Origin of the sequence: Mesotoga sp. UBA6090 (assembly GCF_002435945.1) — a bacterium.
In the GTDB taxonomy this organism is placed as follows: domain Bacteria; phylum Thermotogota; class Thermotogae; order Petrotogales; family Kosmotogaceae; genus Mesotoga.
The window spans coordinates 31456-41710 of sequence record NZ_DIXC01000007.1 but is presented as its reverse complement, the minus strand read 5'-3'; the positions used below and the strand labels follow the sequence as shown (position 1 = coordinate 41710).

Below are 10255 nucleotides of genomic sequence, written 5' to 3'. Positions count from 1 at the left end.
TACTTCCCTTTTCAAGGAATTCTTTTATCCTGTTCGTCTTAGTCTGGAAATCATGCTCATCAATCCTGATCCTGAATTTCATCTCTTTAAGCTGTGACTGCTTGGTCTTCTTCTTGGCTTCCTTCTTTCGCTTGTCCTTTTCGTACTTATACTTTCCGTAATCCATGATTCTTGCAACCGGCGGATTTGCCGCAGGTGCCACAAGAACTAGATCTAGACCCTTCTCTCTCGCAATCCTAAGCGCTTCTGATGTTTGAACAACACCCAGCTGTTCCCCGTTAATGTCAACAAGTCTCACCGTCTTCGTCATTATTTCATTGTTTTTCGGTGTTGAATCACCTCTTGCGATACTACATCACCTCTCAAAAAAAATTGGCGGAATATCCCGCCATGTCAATAACCTATTCTTAAGGTATTGACCCCTCAACCTTCGGGCGGGGGTGGGAGAAAATCTCCACTTAATTTACACTCTCTGGTGAGCCGTGCAGGGATCGAACCTGCAACCTATTGATTAAGAATCAATCGCTCTGCCTGCTGAGCTAACGGCCCACTAACGGTATTTATTGTATCTCATGGGAATGAACCTGTCAACCGGGTTTCAAACGTATAGATCGTCTCTGAAGTTAGAAAAGTACCCATGAGAATCGCGACTCTCGTTGAATCGATATCTCTTGACAAGCTTAGAGTCAACATCGGCAAAAGCAAAACCTTCTGCGCCACCACAATCTGCAATGATTTCCCCTGAAGGCGAAACAATTCTGCTTTCTCCGACAAAGTTCATAGACTTATTCGATCCAACTTGACTGGCCGCCGCAAGGAAGCACCCGTTCTCAATTGAACGAGCTCTGGTCGCAGTATCGTAAATCATTCTTCTCTCTCTTCCAAAGGCGAATGGAACTAAGAGAACCTCGGCTCCTTGCCTGCAGAGTTTTCTCGAGATTTCGGGGAACCCGATTTCATAGCACATAAGTAGTCCAAACTTCACACCCGAATACTCAAAAGACTTGAATTCTTTGCCAGGGGTGAAGACTTTTTTTTCTTCGCGGAAAAGGTGAGTTTTGTTGTAGTAAATCGCTTCAAGATAAGGAAGCATTATTACAGTGGAATTGAAAAGACCGTCTTTCGTCTTGTTCACCATTCCACCAACAATTGCAATGTCATTGTAATCGGCAAGCGCCGAAAGAACCTCTTCTGTCTCCTCCTGCATCTCGACTGCATTTTTGACAGTGTCTTCATCGGTTCCATATCCGCTGTTAAACATCTCTGGAAGAACAACAATGTTCACATCTTCTTCAACAAGACTCTCAATATAGCTTGTCGCCTTCTCCAGATTCTCACCCGGCTCATCATTATCTGCTTTGAACTGAACAATACCAATTCTGATTCTCTCCGTTCTACTCATACTTATCTTCACCATCCCGTTCAAAAGGAATCCTCACAATGGGCTTCAGAATTCTTCTAAGATCTTGAGCCGCAACTAAAATCATTAGAAACGCAGCAAGCACGATTCCGCCACTTCCCAACCTAACATTTGCGATTCTGCCTATCGCCACTCCAACAAGAGTCCAATGCAAAAGTGAAAAGACAACCGCCAACAGCTTCTTATGGTGAAGAAATCCGTAGAATCCCGATACTGCTTGCGCCGCGGCGAGAATGAGAACTTCACCTCCGTACATTGTGCCAGTTGTATCTTGGAAGTAGCCAAACAGGAGAACAACATAAAAGAGAAAAAGGGTAAGATTCTGGATTTTCGAAACACGAACAGTCTTGCTTCCAAGAATCATGCCCATGAAAACTAGAGAAGCAGCTATCGCCGAAAACAAAAACGAGTAATTAAGAAACGGCATGAGAACAAGTGGAACGAGAGAAAAGATGATTCTGTAAAGCATCAGTATCCGTTATCTTCCAGCCACTTCTTAGCCTTTTCCTTCGACTCCTGGCCTTGAACCACGAAATCGGTCTGAATTTCCAGTTCAAGAACCTTCCTGAAGTATTGTGCGGCCAAATCCTTCTTTTTCCATACCTGATAAAGAAGGGCAAGCTCGTAGTAACTGTTGATATATGCAGGATCGTTTTCAATTGCCTTCAGGAATCGTTCTTCCGACTTTCCGTAATTTCGGTATGGCCAAGGAGTATCCCTATCTCTCATACCTTTGGCAATAAAGGGAAATGGACTGTCTGGCATCAGTTCCATAGCCTTATCTATACTCTTATCGAAGTCGGTAATCAGGAACATAGATTGGATTATCCCTGCCATCTCAGCAAGCTGTCCTATCGCCGCCCCTTTGACGTAGTAAGCCATCCCATAGGAATCGTCCATTTCTATAGCCTTTTCTGCAAGCTCCCTTGCTTTCTTATAGTGAGTTTCTCTATCTTTCTTGTCTTCTATCCAGTTTGCATACTCTCTGTGAGAATCTGCAAGCAACGTGAGAATTTCTATGTCTCCCAAATCCTCTGACTCCAGTCTCTCTATGAAGTTGGTCATTAGTTCTGTGTTCTGTACAGCCCTTATCTGAACAAACTCAGAATGGAGCGTCTCGAAATCCGAAGCAACAAAAAGTGATGAGAATAGAATCAAGAAAGAGATTAAAAGCAGTTTCTTCATGTAAAGGAACACCTCCTAAGTAAGATTGTATGATAGGAATATTATATAACTACAATGATAAAAACAACCCGGAGGTACTTCATGGATAGATTTATAGTAGTGAGATATGGCGAAATTGCTCTAAAGCAGGGAAACAGAAAACTCTTCGAAAAGGTTCTGTCAAACAACATAAAGAGACAATTAGGAAAGTCGACTGTCGAAAGGATCCGGGGGCGAATAATAGTCACTGTGCCTTCTGATAAGCTGCAAACTGCCATGGAAGTAATGTCGCGGACATTTGGAATCCAGAACTACAGTTTGGGGACGTGGACAACTTACGATCTTGAGGACATTTATTTGACTTCCACCGACCTTGCAAAGAGAGAGGTCGAGAGAGGGAACAGAACCTTTAAAGTAGAGACCCGAAGGCTCGACAAGCGATTCCCTTTGAAAAGCATCGAACTGAATCCTCTTGTGGGGGAGCGGATTCTTGAAGAGATCCCCGAGACTTCCGTCGATCTTCACAATCCGAATTTCAAGATCGAGATTGAGATAAGGGATGAAGGAGTTCTCATTTCGTGCGGAAAAACGACTGCGAACGGAGGTCTCCCTGTCGGAGTAAGCGGCAGGGCTATTCTGCTGCTTTCTGGAGGAATCGATAGTCCCGTCTCAGGTTGGCTCGCCCAGAAGAGGGGATTAGATCTCGACGCCATTCACTTCTCCAGTCCACCATACACCGGAGAGAAGGCTTTCGACAAAGTTCTCTCTCTTGCGAAATCCCTTTCCCTATACAATGGAGGCAGGGAGTTCAGACTATATTCAATTCACTTCACAGAAGCTCAGATTGCCGTTCACAAACATGTTGAAGAGAGATATAGCCTTGTCTGTCAAAGAAGGTTAATGATGAGGATCACAAACAGAATTGCTGAAAGGAATGGGATAATCGCTGTCGTGACAGGAGAGAACCTTGGCCAGGTGGCGAGTCAAACTCTCGAAAATCTAAGAATAATTGAAGAACAGACAGATTTGATAGTGCTCAGGCCTTTGCTCACTTACGATAAAATCGAAACTATAGAGCTAGCCAAGAAAATCGGGACGTTTGAGACGTCAATACTGCCTTATGAAGACTGTTGTACGGTGTTCGTGCCATCGAGTCCCGCAACAAAGGCAAGACTATTTGACATCAACCGGGTAGAAGCCGGGCTGGACTTTGAGGACTTGACGACGAAAGCCCTGAACAAGTCGAAAATGTACAGAATGAAGAATGGCGAGATATTGGAGGTTAGGGGAATTGAGATTCCTGAAAAAGCTACTTAGTCTGGCAGTCACTGTCTGGATAGCCGTGCTTGGAGTCCTTTACATCTATGTCTATGGCGGAATCGTGATCCTTATCGGAAACTTGATAGGCAAAATAAAAGGGAAGAAAGAGAGAAAGACTTTCATTTCGAGAGAAGTCTCGAGATTTGGCAGAGCGGCCTTTGTACTTTCGGGATCAAAGGTCAGGGTAGCAGGCAAGGAAAATGTGCCCCAGACCGGACCAATGGTAATCGTCGCAAACCATCAAAGCGCGTTCGACATACCGCTTATACCGGGCTACGTCTATCCGGAAATTTCTTTCATAGCAAAGAAAGAGCTGTCGAGAATTCCAGGCATCAACTGGTTCATAAGCGCTCTCGACGGAGTATACATCGAGAGGGGAAACAGATCGCAAACAGCAGGTGCTATGAGGAAGATCTTCAGAATACTGAAAGAGGACGGGACAATTCTGCTTTTTCCGGAAGGAACCCGCAGCGAAGCCGGTGAAATTGGAGAATTCAAAGAAGGGAGTCTTTCAATACCTTTCAAGCTTGGAGTAAAAGTCATCCCTGTGGCTCTAGACGGAACTCGTAATCTTCTGAAGAAGAACAGTTTTCTTATCACTCCGTCAAGGATCTCTCTTGCCATATCTAAGCCGGTTTTACCGGAAGATTTCGCTTCCGAAAAAGAGTTCAGCGAAGAAGTCTATAATATAATTAGAGATGCACTGGAATCACTTAGAAACTGAGGTGGGTTTTATGTTGCAGGTAAGACTTAGAGGGTTGGCTCTCGACCAGAGTAATTCCCCGGTAGTCATACTGGAAGTTGAAAAGACAAACAAAGGGTTTGGAATATGGATCGGCCCATTTGAAGCAGAGGCTCTTGCCCTTGCTGTTAGTGGAAAAGACTTCCCGAGGCCTTTGACATATGATCTCTTTCTAAATACAGTCTCACAACTCGGGGGTACTTTCGAAAAGGCGGTGATTGGGCAGGTAAAAGACAATATCTATTACGCGACTCTACATCTGCAGGATCGAAACGGTCAATTATACGTAATAGATGCTCGCCCATCGGACTGTCTAGTGCTTGCCGTTAAGAAGGGTTTCCCAATTTTCGTAGAAGATACTGTATTCGCTGAGAGTTCAATCGATCTGAGCAACCTTAAGACTGACACTCTTCAGCACGGTCAGGAAGAGGAAAATGAAGGCTTCAAGAAGTTCGTCGAAAATCTTGACATTGAAGAGCTCAAGAAACACTTTAGAGGAAAAGACGAGAACAATGAATCTAGCTGAATTTACACCTTTTTTCAACATGAATCTCAGAAGGTTTCTCGATGAACTGGACCTTTATGAACCGTTGAAAGAAGTAGTCTCTTATACTCCTCTGGCTGGTGGAAAGAGACTCAGAGCGTATCTTGTCTGGGAACTATCGAGATTCACTGGCTTTGGGGACGAAAATGCTTTAAAGACAGGGATTGCTGTGGAACTCTTCCATAGCGGAAGTTTGATCCACGATGATCTCCCTGCAATAGACAACGATACGATAAGGCGGGGTTTACCATCTAGTCACGTGAAATTCGATGAGTGCAAGGCCATATTGGCCGGGGATTTCCTCATGTTGTATCCCTCAAAACTCCTATCTTCTCTAGATATCGAAAGCAGTTCTAAGCTGACTCTATTGAAACTCTGGCAAGAGACTTCTCTGGAGGTTGTCAAAGGTGAGTTCGAAGACGTCTTTCCCGAAAACAAGTCAAGAGAACAAATGGAGAGGATTCACGGTTCTAAGACAGGTTCTCTTTTCGGGTTCTGTTTTGCAGCTCCATTTGCCGGGAGAAAGGAAGAGAAATTCGTTCAAATGCGCCAACTGGGGCTGAGATTCGGCAAGTTGTTTCAGATGATGGATGACATAAAAGATGTAACATCTACCGAAACCGAGCTTGGAAAGACGCCGGGAAAAGATGGTAAACAAGACAAACTCACTATACTCTCGTTCGAATCCCTTGAGGAAGCTCAGATGAAAGTCAAAGAGATGTTTCTCGGCCTTCTGGAAGAAATCGACGAGTTCTCTGATCTTTCAAGAGAAATGGTAAATGTATACGACTTGATTGCCAAACGCTGAATCAGAATCCAAAGAATCTGGACTTCAAGGCCCTTCTGAAACCGGTTGCATCAGAGTACCTTTTCTCTGAGACTAATGCCATTGACTTGCCGAGAATTCGCTTGGCTCTTCTTGAAAACGTATCGAAGATGAGAGGAACTCCCTTAACCCTTTCTGTCGATGGAACGGGATCCTCTCCACTCAGAAGAAAGTATAGAATCCCCCCAACTGAATACACATCCCATGAGTAGTTTGGTGGCGAAGAAGAGTAGAATTTCTCGGGACAAGTATAACTGAGGGAAACTACTTTCGAGAGAGAATTCATAAGGTATACATCCTTTAGACAGGCTGCACCGAAATCCATTACCTTTATTCTTCCATCATCTGTGAGCATTACGTTGGTAGGTTTTAAGTCGCCGTGAATATAACCTCTTTCGTGAATAGACGACACTCCTTCAAGTATGCTGTCTACCATTTCAAAAGCCTTTGCATCGTTCATCACGCCTTCGTTTCTTACTGTATCCTTCAAGGTCTTTCCACTTATGAACTCCATCACATAGTAAGCGGTGTTATTCTCTGTGAAAAGGTCTAGAACCTTAACAACTCTGCCATCTTCGATTCTGGACATTATTGTGAATTCCTCGGAGAAGGAAGAAAGCTTGTCGTAATAGATTTCTCTCAGGTCATCGCTCACGGGCTTGACGTTGTTGTCTTCTCTTTCTACACCTCTGGGAAAGAACTCTTTCACGGCGACATTATTTCCCTTGTGAAAGTCAGAGCATAGATAAGTCAAACCGAATCCACCCCTACCCAACGGCTCGATAACCCTGTAACGCTTCTTCAGAATTGTCCCTTCACTGAGGTAGTATTCTATTGTCATCACCTCTAGTAGAATATACCATCATTATTGAGAAAGGTGGCAGACGAATGTTTGTTGATTTTCACTGTCATTCAGATCATTCAGACGGAACCAACTCGGTTGCTGGAATAATCGAAGAATCCGTTGAGAGCAGAATTGCCGCTCTCTCGATAACAGATCATGACACTCTTGCCGGTCAAATTGAAGCAGGCGAGCTTTCTTCGCAGATGGGCATAAGATATGTAAGAGGAGTGGAGATTAGCTGTGATTTTCACGAAACTCTTGACATCCTTGGTTACGGAATGATTTCATCGGCTGCCTCTATTGAGAACCAGCTGAAAGAGATCAGACTGAAAAGAGATCTCAGGAATACCAGAATTCTCTCCATGCTGAGATCCCTTGGAGTTCAAATCACGGATGAAGAACTCGAATATTCTTTTCCTGGTGAGAGTCTCGGAAGACCTCACATAGCAAATCTCATTGTGAAGAAGGGGTACGCTGATTCCATAGAAGAGGCCTTCTCTCGGTTCATCGGAAGAGAAGGAGGAGCATATGTTGAGAAAGAAAAACTATCTATAAGAGCTGCCATAGAACTCATCCTTTCTGCGGAAGGCGTTCCAGTCCTGGCTCACCCTCTTTCTATGATGCTCGATCATGATCAAACCGTAGAGATGATAAGAAAAATGAAATCTTATGGTCTGAAAGGAATAGAGGTATTTTACAAGACGTACGATATAGAAACAAGAAATGAACTTCTTGAGATCTCGAAGGAACTTGATCTACTTGCCACAGGAGGCAGCGATTACCATGGAGAACACAAAAAAAATCTCGAGCTCGGGATTGAGATTCCTGATGACTTTGTCTGCAGCTTCCTTGAATCTTTACCCGCCAACGACCGCTTTGATGATCAAAACCTTTGAATCGTCATCAAGAAAACAGTCTAGATCAGCCATTTTCCTGTCCTTTAATACTATGTACCGATCAGAATCAACGTCCAGATTGATGAGAAGTTCTCTGACAGAAATTCCGCCTTCAAGATCTAGAACTTCATCTTCAAACTCTACTTTCATTGTTGTTCCCCTAATGAGTAACTTGCCAAGGCGATGGATGCAAGTTTCGAAGGAGATGAGTCGGCCCTGGATACAATAACAATCGGTGCCGAGGCACCCAGAATAAGCCCCGCAATTTTGCCACCCGCAAAATAGACGGCGGACTTTCCAAGGAAGTTTCCGCTGGCAATATCAGGCACAACAAGTAGATCTGCCCTGCCCGCAACTGGACCGGTAACCTTCTTTACTTCCGCTGCGAACGATGATAATGCATTATCGATTCCAAGAGGACCATCTATCTCACAATCTATTATCTGCCCCCTCTGGCCCATCTTCGAGATCACTGCAGCCTCAAGGGTTTCCGGCATGTCTTCATTTACTGTCTCAACAGCCGCTACCAATGCGACTTTTGGCTTTTCGTAACCTAGTGACTTCAAAAAGGATACCGCGTTTTCGATTATAGATATTTTGGTCGGCAGGTCTGGGCGAATTACCATTCCACCATCCGTAACGAAGACTATTCTATCAATTGCGGGGACTTCAAGAGCGGCAATATGGCTCAGGATCTTTCCGGATCTCAACCCCCATTCTTTGTTGAGAACTGCCTTTAGCAGTGTGGAGGTCTTGACGAGACCTTTCAATACTATATCTGCATATCCGGAGTTCACCAGCCTGATACCTTTTTCGCATGCTTCCTCGGAACTTGAAGCACCCATCACTTCTCCCTTTAGCCCTTCTTCGTCGAGGATCTCATTCGTTCTTTCTTCATCTCCTACGAAAACCGGCACCGCTATCCCCTCATCAAACGCAAATTTCAAAGCTTTGATTCCTTCTCTGTCTTCCGAACCAACAAGCACAACTCTTCGTGGACCCTTAGCCTTAGCCAAAGAAATAAGTTCAGAAAAGCTTCTCACAGAAAATCCTCCCTGCTCAACAAGTTTCTCTCAAAGTAAGTATAACCTATGATAGAGTGCCAATTAACTCTCTCGAAGCCAAATAAGTATCTTCTCAAAACAGTTGAAGGGACAGAGCATTTCACTCCAGCCTCTGGCAAGATGGGCAGAAATAAACTTTTCCACCAAGATAATTTTGCCTTTCTATAGTCTCACCGCATCTGGGGAAAGAATTGCCGAAAGTCGCCCTGCCAATAATGGTTTTATGCTTCCCTTCAACCCCAAAGAGGTCCTTCTCAGAATCTCTACCACAATTTTCAGCCATATCTCTAAGAACGGTCTTAATCGAAGAGAGCAACCTCTCTTTGTCAGCATCAGAAAACTTACCTATCTTGACTCTTTGATGAAGTCCGGCTGTCCAGGCTATGTCTTGAAGTACACCGTTACCCAAACCAGGTATCCGCTGCTCCGTTGTCAGGAAGCCTTCTAGACTAAGTGAATCGGCTTTTTCGAAGTTAAAGAGTTTCGAGAAATAGTTTTCATCGAAATCGTCACTGAGAGGTGAAGACTTCCCCTGTTCCACCAAATAGTACTTGTTATCGAAATCACCTTCTTCGAAGCACCATAGTCCGCCACAAAGCCAAACGTAAACACTCAAAAATGAACCGGCACCGAACCTTACTGTGAGCTGGGACTTCGGTTGTGGCGTTTCATTCTTTTCGTAGAACCTCGGGGCTGCTCCATCAGAGAAGACAATCGCCTCTTGTCGATGCTAATCTCTACCATCCCACCTATAGCCCTAGCCGAAGAAAAATCCGAACCAATCAACAGTTTTCGATATTCGAGAGGATCTCCGAGATAAAAAGAGAACTTGCCCCGGTTCGCAGGCACTTCAACTCTGTCAACTATCTTACTTACCGGAAAAATTCTCGTCTATCTGTCTCGAAAGAACAAATGCTTCGGGAATCTCTATCACAACCTCCACAGAATGTAAGTCGATTCAATCAAGAGGCCTCGTCTAGACGTTAGCAAGGGTTTGATAATTTCCCTAAGATATTCATCGCTTAGTTGTGCTGGCTCCTGCGGAGTTGAAATCTCACGAAACAGTGCAACAGTCGCTCGAATTACTCTTTTTGAATGCGTAATCGTCGACAGAATTACCGAAACAAAATTCTTGAACTGAGTCCTGTTCAATCAGTTGGTTGTCCTCTCATCGTCTTGTTCAATGAACAACAGGTGATGTTGGCTAGGTATATCGAATACTTCTTCTGTTTGACTTCTGTCGATCTCATTCCCCCGGATTTGCAATCACTTTTAATTGATCTTCTAAACAGCCCGGTTAAATTCTACGAAGATATCTTCATTTCATATGGGTGCGTGTTTTACAGTGATTCTCAGTCTCCTTGCCGATCATCTCTTTCTTTACTCCACAAGACAATCACTATTGTAGTTCCAGAAGCTCCCGCCACAGACTCCA

At 44.1% G+C, this 10255-nt stretch carries 13 protein-coding genes and 1 tRNA gene; 5 read left to right on the top strand and 9 right to left on the bottom strand.

The window, feature by feature from the left end:
- The 5 genes from infC to B3K42_RS01485 form a co-directional block, all read right to left on the bottom strand.
- Positions 1-310 (bottom strand): translation initiation factor IF-3 (gene infC, locus B3K42_RS01505; protein ID WP_292596414.1); only part of this gene is annotated, 310 nt, incomplete at its 3' end.
- A gap of 163 nt (positions 311-473) precedes the next feature.
- Positions 474-549: transfer RNA gene (locus B3K42_RS01500), tRNA-Lys, on the bottom strand.
- A gap of 49 nt (positions 550-598) precedes the next feature.
- On the bottom strand, positions 599-1402 hold the full coding sequence (locus B3K42_RS01495; RefSeq protein WP_110989796.1) for a carbon-nitrogen hydrolase family protein: 804 nt from the start codon (positions 1400-1402) through the stop codon (positions 599-601).
- The gene (locus B3K42_RS01490) at positions 1395-1889 is read right to left on the bottom strand and encodes a hypothetical protein (RefSeq protein ID WP_292596412.1); all 495 of its coding nucleotides are present in this window, start codon (positions 1887-1889) and stop codon (positions 1395-1397) included. Before B3K42_RS01490 ends, B3K42_RS01495 begins: the two co-directional genes overlap by 8 nt.
- The gene (locus B3K42_RS01485; RefSeq protein ID WP_110989791.1) at positions 1889-2605 is read right to left on the bottom strand and encodes a tetratricopeptide repeat protein; all 717 of its coding nucleotides are present in this window, start codon (positions 2603-2605) and stop codon (positions 1889-1891) included. The genes B3K42_RS01490 and B3K42_RS01485 overlap by 1 nt, the downstream gene beginning before the upstream one ends.
- A gap of 81 nt (positions 2606-2686) precedes the next feature.
- Here B3K42_RS01485 and thiI point away from each other — a divergent pair, with 81 nt between their 5' ends.
- The 4 genes from thiI to B3K42_RS01465 are packed head-to-tail and all read left to right on the top strand — an operon-like array spanning position 2687 to position 5998.
- The gene (gene thiI / locus B3K42_RS01480) at positions 2687-3901 is read left to right on the top strand and encodes a tRNA uracil 4-sulfurtransferase ThiI (RefSeq protein ID WP_292596409.1); all 1215 of its coding nucleotides are present in this window, start codon (positions 2687-2689) and stop codon (positions 3899-3901) included.
- On the top strand, positions 3876-4628 hold the full coding sequence (locus tag B3K42_RS01475; protein WP_292596407.1) for a lysophospholipid acyltransferase family protein: 753 nt from the start codon (positions 3876-3878) through the stop codon (positions 4626-4628). The genes thiI and B3K42_RS01475 overlap by 26 nt, the downstream gene beginning before the upstream one ends.
- Before the next feature lie 10 nt (positions 4629-4638).
- Complete coding sequence (locus tag B3K42_RS01470) at positions 4639-5172, top strand: bifunctional nuclease family protein (protein ID WP_292596404.1); 534 nt, start codon at positions 4639-4641, stop codon at positions 5170-5172.
- Positions 5159-5998 carry a polyprenyl synthetase family protein gene (locus B3K42_RS01465; protein WP_110989787.1) on the top strand — a complete coding sequence of 280 codons (840 nt, stop codon included), beginning with the start codon at positions 5159-5161 and terminating at the stop codon, positions 5996-5998. The genes B3K42_RS01470 and B3K42_RS01465 overlap by 14 nt, the downstream gene beginning before the upstream one ends.
- Before the next feature lies 1 nt (position 5999).
- Here the strand turns inward: B3K42_RS01465 and B3K42_RS01460 are convergent, their stop codons facing one another.
- Positions 6000-6857: a serine/threonine protein kinase gene (locus tag B3K42_RS01460; RefSeq protein WP_258367098.1), complete on the bottom strand. Its 858-nt coding sequence runs from the start codon at positions 6855-6857 to the stop codon at positions 6000-6002.
- 47 nt (positions 6858-6904) lie between these two features.
- Between B3K42_RS01460 and B3K42_RS01455 the strand changes: the two genes are divergently transcribed.
- Positions 6905-7756 carry a PHP domain-containing protein gene (locus B3K42_RS01455; RefSeq protein ID WP_110989788.1) on the top strand — a complete coding sequence of 284 codons (852 nt, stop codon included), beginning with the start codon at positions 6905-6907 and terminating at the stop codon, positions 7754-7756.
- Here the strand turns inward: B3K42_RS01455 and B3K42_RS01450 are convergent.
- The 3 genes from B3K42_RS01450 to B3K42_RS01440 form a co-directional block, all read right to left on the bottom strand.
- Positions 7718-7906, bottom strand: coding sequence for a hypothetical protein (locus B3K42_RS01450; protein ID WP_110989785.1), 189 nt, complete (start codon positions 7904-7906; stop codon positions 7718-7720). The genes B3K42_RS01455 and B3K42_RS01450 overlap by 39 nt on opposite strands.
- A complete protein-coding gene (locus tag B3K42_RS01445) occupies positions 7903-8799 on the bottom strand; it encodes a bifunctional enoyl-CoA hydratase/phosphate acetyltransferase (protein WP_110989784.1) in 897 nt (298 codons plus the stop codon). Before B3K42_RS01445 ends, B3K42_RS01450 begins: the two co-directional genes overlap by 4 nt.
- Before the next feature lie 121 nt (positions 8800-8920).
- Positions 8921-9436 carry a hypothetical protein gene (locus B3K42_RS01440; protein ID WP_181419023.1) on the bottom strand — a complete coding sequence of 172 codons (516 nt, stop codon included), beginning with the start codon at positions 9434-9436 and terminating at the stop codon, positions 8921-8923.
- Positions 9437-10255 lie beyond the last annotated feature (819 nt).

Coding starts and splice junctions, on each gene's coding strand:
- B3K42_RS01485 (WP_110989791.1), bottom strand. CDS start 2,605: ATGAAGAAACTGCTTTTAATCTCTTTCTTGATTCTATTCTCATCACTT.
- B3K42_RS01470 (WP_292596404.1), top strand. CDS start 4,639: ATGTTGCAGGTAAGACTTAGAGGGTTGGCTCTCGACCAGAGTAATTCC.
- B3K42_RS01450 (WP_110989785.1), bottom strand. CDS start 7,906: ATGAAAGTAGAGTTTGAAGATGAAGTTCTAGATCTTGAAGGCGGAATT.
- B3K42_RS01495 (WP_110989796.1), bottom strand. CDS start 1,402: ATGAGTAGAACGGAGAGAATCAGAATTGGTATTGTTCAGTTCAAAGCA.
- B3K42_RS01460 (WP_258367098.1), bottom strand. CDS start 6,857: ATGACAATAGAATACTACCTCAGTGAAGGGACAATTCTGAAGAAGCGT.
- thiI (WP_292596409.1), top strand. CDS start 2,687: ATGGATAGATTTATAGTAGTGAGATATGGCGAAATTGCTCTAAAGCAG.
- B3K42_RS01490 (WP_292596412.1), bottom strand. CDS start 1,889: ATGCTTTACAGAATCATCTTTTCTCTCGTTCCACTTGTTCTCATGCCG.
- B3K42_RS01455 (WP_110989788.1), top strand. CDS start 6,905: ATGTTTGTTGATTTTCACTGTCATTCAGATCATTCAGACGGAACCAAC.
- B3K42_RS01465 (WP_110989787.1), top strand. CDS start 5,159: ATGAATCTAGCTGAATTTACACCTTTTTTCAACATGAATCTCAGAAGG.